This window comes from Pseudomonas sp. 29 (genome assembly GCF_002754355.1).
In the GTDB taxonomy this organism is placed as follows: Bacteria; Pseudomonadota; Gammaproteobacteria; order Pseudomonadales; family Pseudomonadaceae; genus Aquipseudomonas; species Aquipseudomonas neuropathica.
This window is the reverse complement of the sequence record NZ_PEEY01000001.1, coordinates 5,108,642-5,125,831: the sequence shown is the minus strand read 5'-3', so window position 1 is coordinate 5,125,831 and position 17,190 is coordinate 5,108,642. Positions and strand designations below refer to the sequence as shown.

At 59.9% G+C, this 17,190-nt stretch carries 13 protein-coding genes and 4 tRNA genes; 3 read left to right on the top strand and 14 right to left on the bottom strand.

What is annotated here, in order from left to right:
* Positions 1-35: 35 nt before the first annotated feature.
* The 3 genes from CLU80_RS23670 to leuC all read right to left on the bottom strand — a co-directional run bounded on the left by CLU80_RS23670 (position 36) and on the right by leuC (position 3,025).
* A complete protein-coding gene (locus CLU80_RS23670; RefSeq protein ID WP_099758533.1) occupies positions 36-803 on the bottom strand; it encodes a class I SAM-dependent methyltransferase in 768 nt (255 codons plus the stop codon).
* A 147-nt stretch (positions 804-950) separates the two neighbouring features.
* Positions 951-1,595: a 3-isopropylmalate dehydratase small subunit gene (leuD, locus tag CLU80_RS23665; protein ID WP_007913445.1), complete on the bottom strand. Its 645-nt coding sequence runs from the start codon at positions 1,593-1,595 to the stop codon at positions 951-953.
* A gap of 11 nt (positions 1,596-1,606) precedes the next feature.
* A complete protein-coding gene (gene leuC, locus CLU80_RS23660) occupies positions 1,607-3,025 on the bottom strand; it encodes a 3-isopropylmalate dehydratase large subunit (RefSeq protein ID WP_016984527.1) in 1,419 nt (472 codons plus the stop codon).
* 140 nt (positions 3,026-3,165) lie between these two features.
* On the opposite strand from leuC, the gene CLU80_RS23655 reads away from it, so the two are divergent.
* From CLU80_RS23655 to CLU80_RS23645, 3 genes are all read left to right on the top strand, one after another.
* Entirely contained in the window at positions 3,166-4,050 is an 885-nt protein-coding gene (locus CLU80_RS23655) for a LysR family transcriptional regulator (protein WP_099758532.1), read from the top strand.
* A gap of 74 nt (positions 4,051-4,124) precedes the next feature.
* Positions 4,125-7,403: a sensor domain-containing protein gene (locus CLU80_RS23650; protein WP_099758531.1), complete on the top strand. Its 3,279-nt coding sequence runs from the start codon at positions 4,125-4,127 to the stop codon at positions 7,401-7,403.
* Between the two features lie 86 nt (positions 7,404-7,489).
* The gene (locus CLU80_RS23645; RefSeq protein ID WP_099758530.1) at positions 7,490-9,181 is read left to right on the top strand and encodes a molecular chaperone HscC; all 1,692 of its coding nucleotides are present in this window, start codon (positions 7,490-7,492) and stop codon (positions 9,179-9,181) included.
* Here the strand turns inward: CLU80_RS23645 and CLU80_RS23640 are convergent.
* The 11 genes from CLU80_RS23640 to CLU80_RS23585 form a co-directional block, all read right to left on the bottom strand.
* Positions 9,178-11,880 (bottom strand): DUF805 domain-containing protein, encoded by a 2,703-nt coding sequence (locus tag CLU80_RS23640; protein ID WP_099758529.1) that lies wholly within the window; start codon positions 11,878-11,880, stop codon positions 9,178-9,180. The two genes, CLU80_RS23645 and CLU80_RS23640, sit on opposite strands and share 4 nt — an antisense overlap.
* Entirely contained in the window at positions 11,877-12,572 is a 696-nt protein-coding gene (locus tag CLU80_RS23635; RefSeq protein ID WP_099758528.1) for a DUF1266 domain-containing protein, read from the bottom strand. Before CLU80_RS23635 ends, CLU80_RS23640 begins: the two co-directional genes overlap by 4 nt.
* Positions 12,573-12,760: 188 nt before the next feature.
* The gene (locus tag CLU80_RS23630) at positions 12,761-13,207 is read right to left on the bottom strand and encodes an Hsp20 family protein (RefSeq protein ID WP_093432063.1); all 447 of its coding nucleotides are present in this window, start codon (positions 13,205-13,207) and stop codon (positions 12,761-12,763) included.
* A gap of 121 nt (positions 13,208-13,328) precedes the next feature.
* Positions 13,329-14,288 carry a tRNA dihydrouridine synthase gene (locus tag CLU80_RS23625; RefSeq protein ID WP_007913426.1) on the bottom strand — a complete coding sequence of 320 codons (960 nt, stop codon included), beginning with the start codon at positions 14,286-14,288 and terminating at the stop codon, positions 13,329-13,331.
* Positions 14,289-14,446: 158 nt separating this feature from the next.
* Complete coding sequence (locus CLU80_RS23615) at positions 14,447-14,896, bottom strand: acyl-CoA thioesterase (RefSeq protein WP_099758527.1); 450 nt, start codon at positions 14,894-14,896, stop codon at positions 14,447-14,449.
* A 46-nt stretch (positions 14,897-14,942) separates the two neighbouring features.
* A complete protein-coding gene (locus tag CLU80_RS23610) occupies positions 14,943-15,776 on the bottom strand; it encodes an alpha/beta fold hydrolase (RefSeq protein WP_099758526.1) in 834 nt (277 codons plus the stop codon).
* 30 nt (positions 15,777-15,806) lie between these two features.
* On the bottom strand, positions 15,807-16,346 hold the full coding sequence (locus CLU80_RS23605; protein ID WP_007913421.1) for a TetR/AcrR family transcriptional regulator: 540 nt from the start codon (positions 16,344-16,346) through the stop codon (positions 15,807-15,809).
* Between the two features lie 182 nt (positions 16,347-16,528).
* Positions 16,529-16,604 (bottom strand) — tRNA-Glu (locus CLU80_RS23600).
* 79 nt (positions 16,605-16,683) lie between these two features.
* Positions 16,684-16,759 (bottom strand) — tRNA-Ala (locus CLU80_RS23595).
* Between the two features lie 53 nt (positions 16,760-16,812).
* Positions 16,813-16,888, bottom strand: a tRNA-Glu gene (locus CLU80_RS23590).
* 79 nt (positions 16,889-16,967) lie between these two features.
* Positions 16,968-17,043 (bottom strand) — tRNA-Ala (locus CLU80_RS23585).
* Between the last annotated feature and the right edge of the window lie 147 nt (positions 17,044-17,190).

The following is a 17,190-nucleotide window of genomic DNA, read 5'->3' as shown; positions in this document are numbered from 1 at the left end:
TCGGTGCGCCTTTACCGGCACGCCCGGAAAAATTCTTATCGCTCGGCCATCAGTACGATCACATCGGTACTGAACGAGCCGTCGGCATCAATCTCAAAATATTCACGCACTTCGTGGCCCATCGACTGCTGCAACTGGCGGATCGCGGCGCGCAGCACTTCAGGCGTGCGCATGCGTTCAACCCAACTGGTGTACTCCAGACGCAGGCGCTGACGCGTGGTACTGCTTACATGCAAACCGGCCTCGCTGACCTGACGCAGCCATTCGGCGGCGGAATAATCGCGCACATGGCTGGTGTCACGCAGCACCTCGACGCTTTGCAGGTAAGTGTCGAACAACGGACTGCCCGGTGACAACACATCAACGAACGCCGCCACACCGCCCGGCTTCAACACCCGACGCACTTCGCGCAGAGCCACACCGAGATCGCTCCAGTGATGCGCCGAATACCGGCTGAACACGAAGTCGAACTCGCCATCGGCAAACGGCAGGCGCTCGGCGGCGCCGTTGACCGTGGCAATGTTGGTGAAACCGCGATCAACGGCCGCAGCGGCGACCACGTCGAGCATTTGCTGCGACAGGTCGTAGGCGACCACTTCCCTGACCAGCGGTGCGACGTGAAAACTGACGTGACCGGCGCCGCAGCCCAGATCCAGCACCCGGGCGCTGCCCTGCCCTATCAGCTCAGCCTGTAGCAGGGCGAACTCGGTGCCTTGAGCGTGAACGGCGCTGCTCAGGTAGGCGGCGGCCTGTTCACCGAATTGCTTTTGTACGACCTGAGTGTGTTGGGCGGTGCTGGTCATGGTCACATCCTTCTGGGTTTTAGCCTTTTATTGCCTGGACTAACGCCTTCGCGAGCAAGCTCGCTCCCACACTTGAAATGCATTCCCCTGTGGGAGCGAGCTTGCTCGCGAAGAGGCCAGCCTGAACTGCATCAATTCAAAAGTTGCTTATGCGTCGCGGAACAACCACGGCTGGCTAACCCGATGCTTGGCCTCAAACGTCGCGATCGCATCACCGTCCTGCAAGGTCAAACCGATATCGTCCAGACCATTCAACAGGCAATGCTTGCGGAACGCATCGATCTCGAAGCTGTACACCTTGCCATCCGGACGGGTCACGGTCTGCGCTTGCAGATCGACCTGCAATTGATAGCCCGGCTCAGCCTCGACCTGCTTGAACAACTCATCGACTTCAGCGTCGCTCAAGATGATCGGCAGCAAGCCGTTCTTGAAGCTGTTGTTGAAGAAAATGTCGGCGTAGCTCGGCGCGATGATGCTGCGGAAACCGTATTCTTCCAGCGCCCATGGCGCGTGTTCACGGCTGGAGCCGCAACCGAAGTTCTCACGGGCCAGCAACACGCTGGCGCCTTGATAACGCTCGGCGTTGAGCACGAAGTCCTTGTTCAACGGGCGCTTGGAGTTGTCCTGATACGGTTGCCCGACATCGAGGTAACGCCACTCGTCAAACAGGTTCGGGCCGAAACCGGTGCGCTTGATCGACTTCAAGAACTGCTTCGGAATGATCTGGTCGGTGTCGACGTTGGCACGATCCAGAGGCGCGACAAGACCAGTGTGCTGGGTAAAAGCTTTCATGCTGCGCTCCTTTAGATCAATTCACGAACGTCGATGAAACGACCGTTCACCGCTGCCGCAGCTGCCATGGCCGGGCTGACGAGGTGGGTACGGCCACCGGCACCCTGACGGCCTTCGAAGTTACGGTTGGAGGTCGAGGCGCAATGCTCGCCGGACTCCAAACGATCCGGGTTCATCGCCAGGCACATCGAGCAGCCCGGCTCACGCCATTCAAAACCGGCTTCGAGGAAAATCTTGTCCAGACCTTCGGCCTCAGCCTGCGCCTTGACCAGACCCGAACCCGGTACCACGATCGCTTGCTTGATAGTCGAAGCGACTTTGCGGCCCTTGGCGATCACCGCCGCAGCGCGCAAATCTTCGATCCGCGAGTTGGTGCAGGAACCGATAAACACGCGATCCAGTTGAATGTCGGTGATCGCCTGATTGGCGGTCAAACCCATGTATTTCAAAGCGCGGACGATCGAGTCGCGCTTGACCAGATCCATCTCTTTGGCCGGGTCCGGCACGTTCTGATCAACGGCCAAAACCATTTCCGGCGAAGTGCCCCAGCTGACTTGCGGCTTGATCTGTGCGGCGTCGAGTTCAACCACGGTGTCAAACTTGGCGTCAGCGTCGGAAACCAGGTCTTTCCAGGCCTCGACGGCCATGTCCCATTCGGCGCCTTTCGGTGCAAAAGGACGGCCCTTCACGTAATCGACAGTCTTCTGGTCCGCTGCCACCAGGCCAACGCGGGCACCGGCTTCGATGGACATGTTGCAGATGGTCATGCGGCCTTCAACGGACAAGTCGCGGATCGCGCTGCCGGCGAACTCGATGGCATGGCCGTTACCGCCGGCGGTGCCGATCTTGCCGATCACCGCGAGGACGATGTCCTTGGCGGTCACGCCGAACGGCAATTGCCCTTCGACGCGCACCAGCATGTTTTTCATTTTCTTCGCGACCAGGCACTGGGTGGCGAGCACGTGCTCGACCTCGGAAGTGCCGATACCGTGCGCCAGAGCGCCGAAGGCGCCGTGGGTCGAGGTGTGCGAGTCGCCGCAGACCACGGTCATGCCCGGCAAGGTCGCGCCCTGCTCCGGGCTGATCACGTGAACGATGCCTTGGCGGACGTCGTTCATCTTGAACTCGACGATGCCGTATTCATCGCAGTTGTCATCGAGGGTCTGAACCTGCAAACGCGAGACCTGATCGGCAATGGCTTCGATGCCGCCCTTGCGCTCTGGAGTCGTTGGTACGTTGTGGTCCGGGGTCGCGATGTTGGCATCGATGCGCCAAGGCTTGCGCCCGGCCAAACGCAGGCCTTCAAAGGCTTGCGGCGAAGTCACTTCGTGGATGATGTGACGATCGATATAAATCAGCGCCGAGCCATCGTCGCGCTGCTTGACCAAATGCGAATCCCAGAGCTTGTCGTAGAGCGTTTTGCCGGCCATCAGACGGTTCCTCATCAGCTTGTTTCTATGCCCTGGGCTTATCAATAACCCTTTGGCTTGTGAGGCCGATCCTATGGGGTTAGATTAAATAACTCAAATTCATATTTTTTATGCTTTGGATAACCAACTGGAATACGAACATGGATCTGGCCAACCTCAATGCTTTTATCGCGATTGCCGAGACCGGCAGCTTCTCCGGCGCCGGCGAACGGCTGCACCTGACACAGCCGGCGATCAGCAAACGCATCGCCGGGCTGGAGCAGCAATTGAAGGTGCGCCTGTTCGATCGGCTGGGTCGTGAAGTCGGCCTGACCGAGGCCGGCCGCGCCCTGTTGCCACGGGCTTATCAGATTCTCAACGTGCTGGATGACACCCGCCGCGCCCTGACCAATCTGACCGGCGAAGTCAGCGGGCGCCTGACCCTGGCCACCAGTCACCACATCGGCTTGCACCGCTTGCCGCCGCTGTTAAGGGAATTCACCCGCCGTTACCCACAAGTGGCGCTGGATATTCAGTTCCTCGATTCGGAAGTGGCCTATGAAGAAATTCTCCATGGCCGCGCCGAATTGGCGGTCATCACCCTGGCGCCGGAGCCGCACGCACTGGTCAAAGCCACGCCGGTCTGGGACGACCCGCTGGACTTTGTGGTCGCCCCGGAGCATTCGCTGATCAGCAATGGCCCCGTCACTCTGGCGGACATTGCCGGTCATCCGGCGGTTTTCCCCGGTGGCAACACCTTCACGCACCACATTGTCCAACGGTTATTCGAGGCCCAGAGCCTGACGCCGAACATCGCCATGAGTACCAACTACCTGGAAACCATCAAGATGATGGTCTCGATCGGCCTGGCCTGGAGCGTTTTGCCGCGCACCATGCTCGACGAGCAGGTGGCAAGCATCGTATTGCCGGGCATACAGCTCAGTCGCCAGCTAGGCTATATCCTGCACACTGAACGGACGCTCTCGAATGCGGCGCGGGCCTTTATGGCCTTACTGGATGCACAAATCGATCTGCCAGGGACTTGAGGCCATCTTGTGCTACTCCTAAAGAGCCGCTACCCCTGTGCCTAACGTCACCCTCAGCTCAAGGCTTGTCCACGATGCCGAAATCTGTTGACCGAATTCCGCCGATGCCGCGTATTCAGGCGATTGACCCGCGACATTCCGAGCAGAGCTGGGAGAGCGCGCCGCAATTGCTGGCGGCGCTCAACGGCGCGCGGCTCGGCGCCTGGTACTGGGACATCGAGCGCGGGCAGATCAGTTGGTCGCGTGGCACCCAGGCCTTGTTCGGTTTCGACCCGCGCCAGCCGCTGCCGGCAGACCTTGAATACCTTGATCTGCTGCCCCCGGAAGACCGCGCGAAAACGGTTCGCGCCTTCCACGCGGTGATTGCCGGGGCGCCGCTGGAACAAGCGATGCACCACCGCATCCGCTGGCCTGACGGCAGCCTGCACTGGCTGGAGATCAGCGGCAGCCTGCTGCCGGATAAAAACGGCCGCCCCCGAATGATCGGGGTGATTCGCGAAATCACCCACCAGCGCCAGCGCGAGCAGGCGCTGAGCAGTTCGGAAAAACGTTTCGCGACACTTTTTCACCTGTGCCCGAACATGGTCCTGCTGACCCGTCAGGAAGACGGTTTGATCAGCGAGGCCAATCAGTATTTTGAAAGCCTGTTTGGCTGGCCAGTGCAGAGCGCCATCGGCCGCACCACGCTGGAGCTGGGTTTGTGGGTGCACCCGGAGCAACGTGCAGAACTGGTGAAAAAAACCAAAGCCAAAGGCGAGCTGATCGCCATGGAAGTGCAGTTTCGCGCGAGCAACGGGCAGATCCACGACGGCATTCTCAGTGCGCAGAAAGTCGAACTCGAAGGCCAGCCGTATCTGCTCAGTACGTTTCTCGACACCACCGAACGCAAAGCCGCCGAACACGCCTTGAAGGACAGCCAGGAACGTCTCGATCTGGCGCTGGACTCGGCACAGCTCGGCACCTGGGACTGGCACATTCCCAGCGGTATGCTCTACGGCTCGGCGCGCGCCGCGCAGTTGCACGGGCTGGAGCCGAAACCGTTTCATGAGTCGTTCGAAGAGTTTTTCGAAGGCGTCCCCGGCGAGGAACGCGACAGCATGCGCGACGCCTACCGCAGCCTGCGCGAAGGCCCGGCGGGCAATTATCAGTTGACCTATCGCGTGCAATTGCCGGACGGCAGTTCGCGCTATCTGGAAAGCCGCGCCCGCCTTTACCGCGACGACAACGGCGCGCCGCTGCGCATGGCCGGCACGCTGCTCGACATCACCGATCAGGTCGAGCGTGAACAGCGGCTGGTGGCCTCGGAAGAGAAATTCGCCACGCTGTTCCAGGTCAGCCCGGACCCGATCTGCGTCACCCGCCAGGACAGTGGCGAGTTCATCGAAATCAATAACAGTTTTACCCAGACCTTCGGCTGGAGCGCCGCCGACGTCATCGGCCATACCGCCGAAGAAATCGGCCTGTGGGATGCCTCGGCAAAAAGCCTGCAACGGATTGAACGGGTCATCCGCGAACAGGGCTTGAGCAATGTCGCGATCATCGTGCAACACAAGGACGGCCAGTCGCTGACCTGTGTGATTTCCAGCCGGCAGATCAGCGTCGGCGACCAGGCTTGTATCGTCACCACTCTGCGCGACATCACCCAGCAGCAGCGCTCGGAAGCAGCGCTGAAAGCCAGTGAGGAGAAATTCGCCAAGGCGTTCCACTCCAGTCCCGACGCAATCACCATCACCGAGCGCGACACCGGGCGTTATCTGGAGGTCAACGACGGTTTTTGCCGTCTCACTGGCTATCGTGCCGAAGAGGTCGTGGGCAAAACGGTTTATCAGGTGGGTATTTGGGCTGAAGAGAAACAGCGTTCGGCGTTACTCGCCGAGTTGCAGATCAAGGGCCGCGTGCACCATCAGGAAATGCTCGGGCGCAACAAACGCGGGGAAATACTGACCGTGGAAGTCTCGGTCGAGCCGATCACCCTCAATGAAACCGCGTGCCTGCTGCTGACCGCCCGAGACGTCAGCCTGCTGAAAAACGCCGAAGCACAGATCCGGCATCTGGCCTATCACGACCCGCTGACCAACCTGCCCAATCGCGCCCTGCTGATGGATCGCCTGAGCCAGCAGATCGCCCTGCTCAAGCGCCACAATCTGCGCGGCGCCTTGCTGTTTCTCGACCTCGATCACTTCAAGCACATCAACGACTCTCTCGGCCACCCGGTCGGCGACACCGTGCTGAAAATCATCACGGCGCGGCTCGAAGCCAGTGTGCGCATGGAAGATACCGTCGCGCGCCTCGGTGGCGACGAGTTTGTCGTGCTGCTCAGCGGCCTCGAAGGCTCGCGCAATGAGGTCAGCGTGCAGGTGCGTAATCTGGCCGACACTCTGCGCGAATTGCTCTCGGAACCGATGTTCCTCGACGGCCAGCGCCTGCAAGTGACGCCAAGCATCGGCGTGGCGCTGATTCCCGATCATGGCTCGACGCCGACCGACCTGCTCAAACGCGCCGACATTGCCCTGTACCGGGCCAAGGATTCCGGGCGCAACACCACGCAGATGTATCACAACACCATGCAGAAGGCCGCCAGCGAACGGCTGCGCATGGAAACCGACTTGCGCCTGGCGCTGTCGCGCGGTGAATTCAACGTGCACTTTCAGCCGCAGGTCGACGCCCGCGACAACCGCATCATCGGCGCCGAAGCCTTGGTGCGCTGGAATCACCCGGAACTGGGTGCGCAGTCGCCCACCGAGTTCATCAAGGTACTGGAGGACAGCGGCCTGATTCTCGAAGTCGGCACCTGGATCCTCGACGAAGCCTGCAACGCGTTCAAACAACTGATCGCCCTGAAACTGGTCGACCCGCTGAATTTCAGCCTGTGCGTGAACATCAGTCCACGGCAGTTCCGCCAGAACGATTTCGTCGAGCGCATCGAACACAGCATGAGCAGCCATGGCCTGCCCTGCTCGCTACTGAAACTGGAGATCACCGAAGGCATCGTCATCCAGAATCTGGAAGACACCATCAGCAAAATGCGCCGGCTGAAAAAACTCGGCGTGAGCTTTGCGATGGATGATTTCGGCACTGGCTATTCGTCGCTGACTTACCTCAAGCGCCTGCCGGTGGACACGCTGAAAATCGATCAGTCGTTTATCCGCGATGCCACGACCGACCCGAACGATGCCGAGATCATCCGCGCGATTGTCGCCATGGCGCGCAGCCTGGAGCTGGAGGTGATTGCCGAGGGCGTCGAAACCCCGGAACAACTGGCGTTCCTGCAGGGTTTGGGCTGCCATTTGTATCAAGGCTATCTGCATAGCCGACCGGTTGCGCTCGAGGATCTGAAAAAGCTCTTGCCGTAACCGGTGCACGTTGCAACAGACGCGCAATTGCCACGATTTGCAGCAACCTGTAGGGTCGCGTTTTTTGCGCCGTTTCGAGATCTGACATGCAGGATGCAACCCTCCCCCGCCCGGCCCTGCTGGGCATCGACCTTGGCACCACCAACAGTCTGATCGCCGTCTGGCAGGACGGTCAGGCCAGACTGATTCCCAATGCCCTGGGTGATGTGCTGACGCCCTCGGTGGTCAGCCTCGATGAAGACGACACGATTCTGGTCGGCAAAGCCGCCCGCGCGCGCCTGACCACGCACCCGGATCGCACCGCCGCAGCATTCAAGCGCTTCATGGGCAGCGATAAGCAAGTCCAGCTCGGTACACGCCTGTTCAGTCCGGAAGAGCTGTCGGCGCTGGTACTCGGCTCACTCAAGCAGGACGCCGAAGCCTTTCTCGGCCACGCCGTTTCGGAAGCGGTGATTTCCGTCCCGGCCTATTTCAGTGACGAACAACGCAAACGCACGCTGTTCGCCGCCGAACTGGCCGGGCTCTCGGTGACACGCCTGATCAACGAGCCAACCGCCGCCGCGATGGCTTACGGGCTGCATGAACAGAAATTCGAACGCACGCTGATCTTCGATCTGGGCGGCGGCACCTTTGATGTCACGGTGCTGGAATACGCTTTGCCCCTGATCGAAGTGCACGCCTCCACTGGCGACAACTTTCTCGGCGGCGAAGACTTCACCGCTGCGCTGTTGCAGGCCTGCCTGAAACACTGGCAACTGACCGCGGCCATGGTCGATGCGCAAAGCATGGCCAGCCTCGGTGATGCCCTTGAGCAGCTCAAATGCAAACTCGCTGAAGGTGTTCAGCCGCTGAGCTGGCGCCATGGCGACAAAACGTTCGAGTGGTCGCTGGACGAAGCCGCTGCGGTGAAAATCTGGGAGCCGCTACTGGCCCGTTTGCGCGCACCGATCGAACAGGCGCTGCGCGATGCTCGCCTCAAGCCGCGCGACCTCGACAGCCTGGTTCTGGTCGGCGGCGCCACGCGCATGCCGGCGGTGCAGCAGATGGTTGCGACGTTGTTCGGGCGCCTGCCTTACCGGCATCTTGATCCGGATACCATTGTTGCGCTCGGGGCGGCGACGCAAGCGGCGTGCAAGGCCCGTGACGGGGCGGTTGAAGAGTTGATTCTGACGGATGTCTGCCCGTATACGCTGGGGATTGCGACCATGCGTGGAGAAGACATCAAAGGTGCCTTCTCGCCCATCATCGAACGTAACACCATCATTCCGACGTCAAGGGTGGAGCGCTATTACACCACCCAGCCCAAGCAAACAGTGCTGCGCATCGCCGTCTATCAGGGTGAACGGCCGTGGGTGTGCGACAACATTCTGATTGATGCTTTTGAAGTCACGTTGACGCCTACTCAACACATCCAGGAACTGGACGTGCGCTTCAGCTATGACATCAACGGTTTGCTCGAAGTCGACGTCACCCTGCTCGAAACCGGCGAGCGTCACAGTCACAGCATCGACCGCAGCCCCACGGGGCTGGATGAGCAAGCACGCCGAGACAGCCATAACCGGCTGTCGACGCTGAAAGTCCATCCACGTGACGCACTGCCCAACCGCACACTGCTGGCCCGTCTGGAGCGGGCATGGATGCAGAGCCTCGGCACACAACGCGAGCACATAGCCGAGTGGCTGCACAGCTTCACCACAGTGCTCGGCGGCCAGCAATCAGCGGAGATCGCCAGCCATCGCACAGAGCTGAACAAGGCACTGGATCAACTGCGCCTCTAGCCGTTGAGGCGCCGCAAGGCAGCCTGCAGGCCGCCGGACAGCATCTCGCTATCGCCGCTGTCCGGCGGCACACCATAGCGGTTGGGCAACTTGTCACCGGGAAAGCCGAACAGCAGCAGCGGCAGGAATGGCAACATCGGTGTCAGCGCCATGAAGATCAACAAGGTCGGGATGCCCCGGCCCATGTCGTGCAAGCGACGCAAAATCGCGCCAAATACCAGCAGAACTCCGAGTATCAGGATAAGAATGCCAGCGCCCGTGGTGCCACTGATCAGCCCTGCCACCGGTGCAATCACCACGCAGGCCAAGACCTGAGCGATAAAAGCCTTACGCCCCAACCGCGATCCCAGACGCCAGATCGCTGTCGCCGGTACCGGCTGAGCATCGCTTTTCGCCAGCAGTAATCGTTCCGACCAGGACAATATCGCGCACAGAGCCAGGCGCAGCCCGATGCTGTTCTGCACATCGTCCTTGCCCTGTTGCAGTTGGCGCAGGACGCGCGTTTTCGGCACGCCAGCAGCGCCATAGCGAATCAGGCCCTTGAGCGCATCCAGCGCTTCATACGCCAACAGTTTGTCGACGCCAAAATCGGTCAGCACTTTGCGCGGCGGCCACACCGGCTCGCCTTTGATCAAACCGTCGCGGAAGCCTTCGAACCAATCGTCCTCACAACTGATCGCCGCAATCGACTGCAACAATGCGCGATGCTGCTCAGCACTCAGGCTCGGATCGTGATAGAGCACGCCCCAGAACATCATCAACCCCAGCAAATCATCGCCGCAGGCAGCACGATCGCTTTCGAGGCAGGTGTAAAGCAGGCTATTGGCCGGCAATCGCGCGCTGTCGAGCGCCTGCTGAACGCTGAACAATTGCTGCACCAACAAGCCGTGCACCGGGTCATTGCCTTGCAACCATCCGAGCAAACCGGCGCAATGGCCTTGCTCACGCTGCAAGCGCCGTAACAACGGTTGCAGGCGACTCAACGGATGGGCCGGATTGAAAGGCAGGCGCTCCACGCACTGCGCGTCAATCATTTGCAGCCAGCGTTCGGGTTGTTCCAGCAATGCCAGCAAAAACAGGGTCTGCGCGTGCCACTCCCAAGCGGCCTCACCCAGCCCGACCGGCGGCAACTGAATCCCGCGACGGCTCAACTGGAGCATCAAGTCGAGTTCGGACAAGTCACAGTCGTCTTTGACCGCACCCAGCTTGAACGCCTCGGTCATGCGTTCCAGCGCAGTGTCGTTATAGGGCCGCAAGCGACGCAACCACAGACGACAAACTTTGTGCGACTCACCTTTTGTCAGCACCTGCGGCAATGGCTGAGGACGTGGATGCGCATCGCAGAAAGCGCTCATGGCCAGCGCAATCGGTGCCTCGCCCAACCAGCGCAGGTGTTGCGCAGCCTGATATTTGAATCCGCTCATCACCAGGCTTTCGAGGGCATCGATCGGCAGCGGAGCATCCACAATCTGCTGCAACAACGCCGCATCACCCCGATGCAGCGCCCAGGCGTACCGGTATAGATGCAGCAATCGGCTGTCGGCATTTTCGCCCAGCAATTGCGCGAGCAATGGCAGTTCATCAGCGGTCACGCGCCAATCGACAAAGCTTTGCGCAAGGCTCTCAAGCTTTAACCGCCCGACACCCAGCCAACGGTTCAGCGTCTCGGGATGTTGTGACGGAGAGCCATACACCTGGGCGTCATCGGCAAGATCCTCTGGCCAGGCAGAAATGCCCTGCAGACGATCGAATGCCTGAATCAGCAAGGGCAGAAAAGTCGGCTGGCGCTTGGCACACAGCTCCAGCAGACGACTTTCCGCCATCGAATGGCGATGCTCGTTCCACAGCCGGATCCAGCACGGCAATGCCTGATCGTCGCGCCCCAGCAGACTGCTCTGACACGCCAACAGGTAAAGCCAGTCGACATCGTCCGGTGCAGCAAGCTGCTCCTCGATACAGCACTGCAAAAACGTCGGCCCGCCAATACCTGCCTGAGTGAACTGCACCAGCAGACGCTTGAGGAACACGGCATCCTCCGGCAACGGCAGGCAGGTGTGCTGACTGGCGAAGTCGGCGAACTCAGGCAGTGGACGCTGGTTGAAGATGAAGTCGAGACTACGGGCGTACCACAGCGATTCAGTCTGGGCGGCCTCTGACCATGTGCACATCAGATCCGTATCGAACGGGTCCGGCGTTTCGATTCGCTGGAGAAAGAAGCCCACCTGATGCGCGTCGTCGAAGCCCAGATCCAGCAACTGTTGATCCCAGGCCATACGCTTGGCCAAAAGATTCGCGCAGCGGTACGACAACGGACCGGCGTCGGCCATCCGGTGGTACAGCGGCCAGCTGAGTTCATCGAGCACGTCCAGCGACAGCTCATCCAGCCCTCGAATAAAGGCCTGCCACGCGGCGAAATTGAACCGGCGCGCGGGATCATCCAGCAACGCGCAAAAATCCCCGAACATTGGAGGGACCTCAACGACAGTCTGTTCTGAGGCTTGGGACTCGTACTCGTGCTCAGGCTCCTCTTCCTCATCTTCACGAGCCAGACGCAGGGCGTTTTCGTAGGCCATGCGCAACGCCTGAAATCCCTGTGGGTCGGTCTCCGGATGATGCGCCGGCAAACGTGCGCGATAGGCGTTGCGAATCAGGTTTTCGTCGGTGGTAGGCTCGATGCCCAAGCGGATCCAGCAACTCATGACCAGTCGAACTCCTTGAGCGATGCCGGACGTGGCGGCAAATCGATTTCCATGTGCCACGGCAAATCAGCAAGGAACTGAGGAATGTTCTCGGCAAGGCCGCGGGCAACCCGCACGTTAAGGGCGTTGGCGCCTTGTCGATCGAGTTCGCGCGCAAGCTCATCGTCGCTGGCGCTCAGGCAGGACCAGAAGGTCCGGCCCACGACAAAGCCATCGAAGTAAGCCATCCAGCTACCGTAGTGAAATTGCGCTCTGAGGGCCAAACGACTGTGCAGCCAGTTGCTTTCGTCCAGGTCGACCCACTGATTGCGCACCGCACAGCGCAAGAGAAAACCCATGCGCCCATAGTCCCAGGACAATATTCCGCCCGGCCCACAACTCCCGAAGGTGCGGCTGGCGAATTCATGCAGGATGCGTTCGCGGGGACTCAGGTCGTCGAGCAAGGCCTGCCATTCACTCGGCAGACAACGCTGCCACGCCAGATAGGCCGCGCTGAGGTGTTTGGCATGGCCGTCGTCGGTCATCCGTTCGAGCATGTCGAACAATTGCCCGCGATCATCGATACCCCAGCTGTCTTTCAAGTCGATGTAGCGATCGTCGCAGAACGCGGGGTCGTCGTAGCTGGCGCCGGTATTGATCGCCGCCATTGGCGCAGACAAAGCGCACAGCCAGCGCTGTTGAATCTCGTCCATGAAAAAAGGCTCCAGGCCGACCGGTGAGGAATGGGGGTCGGCAAAACTGCCGCGGATTGTAGAGAAACCACCGCCAGCGGCAAAGTCGAACAACGGTTTTCTTGCGCGCACAAAAAAGGCCCCGACGTATCGGGGCCTTCATTCAGCGGCTCATCATCCGTTCAGACGATTGTGTTGCGGCACATGACTCAGTGCTGCAGCGCCGGCTTCTCCACCCCGTTGATCGGGATGCGTTTGGCTTTCGCCTCTTCCGGGATCACCCGCAACAGGTCGATGCTCAGCAGACCGTTTTTCAGATCCGCCGCCTTGATCTCGATGTGATCGGCCAGGCGGAAGGACAGCTTGAAAGCACGTTGGGCGATGCCCTGATGCAGGAAGGTCACGCCTTCGTTGGCATCACGCTTGCCGCCACTGATGGTCAGCACACCTTTTTCGACTTGCAGTTCCAGGTCTTCTTCCTGGAAACCGGCGGCCGCTACGACGATGCGGTATTGGTCATCACCGTGCTTTTCGACGTTGTAAGGTGGGTAGCTGCTGCCTGGCTCGTTGCGCAGGGCGGTTTCGAACAGGTCGTTAAAACGGTCGAAACCTACCGAGGAACGGAACAGTGGGGCGAGGGAAAATGCAGTACTCATGGTTCAAATCTCCTGAAAACAATCAGCAAGGTTTTTTGACTCCGCGACCCGAATTCGGCATCGCGTAACCCTTAGATAGGGACCGCTGAAATGATTTCAAGAGATTATTCGCAGATTTTTTTCAAGCCGCTTCAGCCACTGGCAGACCGAGCAGACGCGAGACATGATCCGGTTCGGTCTCACGGCGCAGCACCGTAAACAGCTCGGTGGCCTCGGGATAATTGCGCGTCAGCATGGCCAACCATTGCTTCAAACGGCCCGGCGATTGGCGTGCGGTCATCTGCGCTTTGGCTTGCAGCCAGAAGTCCTGAATCAGCGGCATCAGCTCGGCCCAGGTCATCTCGACCACTTCTTCGCCAGCGCGAGCGGCAGCAATCTGCCTGGCCAGATCCGGGCGCGAGACCAGACCGCGACCGAGCATGATGTCTTCGACGCCGCTGATTTCGCGGCAGCGGCGCCAGTCTTCGACGCTCCAGATATCACCGTTGGCGAACACCGGGACTTTGACCACGTCCTGTACGCGAGGAATCCACTCCCAATGCGCCGGCGGCTTGTAGCCGTCCATTTTGGTTCGGGCATGCACCACAATGTGCTCGGCGCCGCCTTCAGCCAACGCAGTGGCGCAGACCAGCGAACCGTCGGGACTGTCGAAGCCCAGGCGCATTTTTGCGGTGACGGGAATGTGCGCGGGTACAGCGCGGCGCACGTGTTCGACGATCTGGTTGAGCAGTTCCGGCTCTTTGAGCAGGACCGCACCACCACGGGATTTATTGACGGTCTTGGCCGGGCAGCCGAAGTTGAGGTCAATCACTTCAGAGCCGAGTTCGCAGGCCAGTGCAGCGTTTTCCGCCAGACACACCGGGTCGGAACCGAGCAATTGCACGCGCAATGGCACACCGGAGGCGGTGCGGGCACCGTTGAGCAACTCCGGGCCGAACTTGTGGAAATAGGCCGGCGTGAGCAGCTGGTCGTTGACCCGAATGAACTCGGTCACACACCAGTCGATGCCGCCAACGCGGGTCAGCACGTCGCGGAGGATGTCGTCGACCAACCCCTCCATGGGCGCCAGAGCAATTTGCATGGGAAAACACTACTTGAAGAAAAACGTGCGGCAGTTTACTGGATATCGCACAAATCCGCAGATCCCTTGTAGGAGTGAGCCTGCTCGCGATAGCGGTGTGTCAGTGAGGCATATGTTGGCTGACACACCGCTATCGCGAGCAGGCTCACTCCTACAGTTTAGATATTTGCCGACTCGGGGATCTGGATCGCCGGGCCATAACCTTCGATGAACTCAGCCGGCATGCGCTTCGGCTTACCGGTCGACAGCTCAATACAGACAAACGTGGTCTGCGCGCGCAACAGCGTGGCATTGTCGCTCGGGCGCTTGAGCTGGAAATGCCGGGTCATTTTCAGGCGCTGATCCCAATCGACAATCCAGGTTGCCAATTGCAGTTCGTCGCCTTCATAGGCGGCGGCGAGATAATCGATCTCGTGACGCACCACGGCCATCGCCCGATCCAGTCGCCGATACTCGACCAGATCCAGGCCCAGACGCTGCGAGTGGCGCCAGGCGCAGCGCTCGAGCCAGGTCACGTACACGGCGTTATTCGCGTGGCCCAACCCGTCGATATCCTCAGCGCCTACTTGCAGATCAATGGTAAACGGCGTTGCCCGATCCCAACCCATGCCCCACTCCCGGTCAAAGTATTCAACCGGAGCAGTGTAACGGAGCTCAGGCCGATTGGCGCGCCTGAAGGCTACGGCCGGCCAGCAGTGATAACACGCCATCAATCACCCGAGGGTCGGCTAGCACACGCTGGTGCCCGCCGCCTTCAAGGCGCAACAGGCGACTGTCGAACCAGGATTCGTGGATCAGTTGCGATTCCTTGACCGAGACGAAATTGTCGTCCTCGGCATGCACGATCAGGCCGGGCATATCCAGTTGATAGTGGGCAACGTCGAGAGTCGCGGCGCGCATACCGACATCTTGCTCGACCTGACGGATGAAGGCGGAGCGCGCTCGCGGCGGCATACCAACGTAGCGGGCGAAACCGCGCAGTACACCAAGAATGCGCGCAGGCGCGGCAATGCTGACTAGGGTTTCGGTGCGCAAGCCCAATTGCACGGCGAGCATGGCGCTGGCGCCGCCCATGGAATGACCGATGATCGCTTGCAATGGTGGCAACTCGGCAGCCGCTTCGAGCATCGCCCGGGCGAACAACACCACATTGGCTTCACGCCCCGGCGAGCGACCGTGAGCCGGACCATCCAACGCGACGACGGTATACCCGGCATCGACCAGCGCAGTGATCAGCGCGGCAAACTGGGTTGGCCGCCCTTCCCAGCCGTGCATCAGCAGCACCGTCGGGCCCTGACCCCAGCGCAGCGCCGAGAGACCAAAACGCAAAGTGATGCGTTCGGAACTGGCCAGCAGCGGCAATTCCCAATCACGAAGAGGCAGCGAACGTGGCGTCATGAATGCCACACGCATTTTGCTCGCCACGCGTTTCGGTGCAATCCAGCCCAAGGTGCCATTAACGCCACGAACCCACTTCAACGTGTTCATCGCTCTCTCCTCAGGCGAGTTGCCTTCAGGTCAACGCACCGCCGACTTGGCAGCGCGCAGCAATCGATCGGATAAGTCTCCCGGGCCGAGCGCTCTTGCGAGTGCCAGACCACCCACCATCAAAGCCACGTCAGCCAAGGCTTTGTCGGTGTCCTCAGGGCTGGACGCCAACTGCGCAATCATCAATTCCAGGTGCTCGTTCAGCGCGATGCGGAACGATTCCGGCAAGCGCCCCAGCTCGCCGATCGATGCTGGAATCGGGCATGCCGCGTCGCTGGAATCACGATGCTTGCGCGACAGGTAAAACGCGGCGACCAAGGCACGACGCTCTTCACCGGTCAGCTCGGCATCCATGTCGGCAATCAGGTCGCGGCGGCGGCCGAGAAGCTGCTTGAACGCTTCCAGCATCATCGCGTCCTTGCTTTCGAAGTGCGCATAGAAACCGCCGACGGTCAGGCCGGCTGCGCCCATCACTTCGCCCACGCTAGGGTCGGCCGGGCCACGCTGAATCAGTGCGGCGCTGGCAGCCTTGAGGATGCGTTCGCGGGTTTGAGCTTTTTTATCGTTCATCGTTGCCTCCGAATATTACGACTAGAATATTATTCGCATAATAATATTCTGCAAGTCAAGGATATGACCGCTGGTCTGATGCACAGTGTAAGGAAAAAGGAGAATTGGCCAAACGCCAGACAAACAAAAGGGCCATTCAATAATTGAATGACCCTTATAAAATCCCGCAGAGCGGGTAATCGTGGCGTCCCCTAGGGGACTCGAACCCCTGTTACCGCCGTGAAAGGGCGGTGTCCTAGGCCACTAGACGAAGGGGACACAAACCTTCTATACAACTGATCAGTGCTGAGATCTGATCGATTCAAGGCCGGTGTGGCCAGACCTTGAACGTGTAAATTGGTGGAGCTTAGCGGGATCGAACCGCTGACCTCCTGCATGCCATGCAGGCGCTCTCCCAGCTGAGCTAAAGCCCCGGATTTTTCGCCTCGCGGCGGAGTGACATCTTGCAATATCACTTCTGTAAAACTGGCGTCCCCTAGGGGACTCGAACCCCTGTTACCGCCGTGAAAGGGCGGTGTCCTAGGCCACTAGACGAAGGGGACGCAAACCCTTCTATACAACTGATCAACGCTGAGTGTTGATCGCTTCGGAGCCGGTGTGGCCAGGCTTCGAAGTGTAAATTGGTGGAGCTAGACGGGATCGAACCGTCGACCTCTTGCATGCCATGCAAGCGCTCTCCCAGCTGAGCTATAGCCCCTCATCGTTGATGTCATCGCTGAGGACGGGGCGAATCTTAAGGGCGTATCGAAAGCCTGTCAAACTTATTTTTGAAAAATTTCAAAATTTTTCGTCGGCATAACAATCACTTACCGCCCTCCCCCCGTAAATTCGGGAGAAGCGCCGA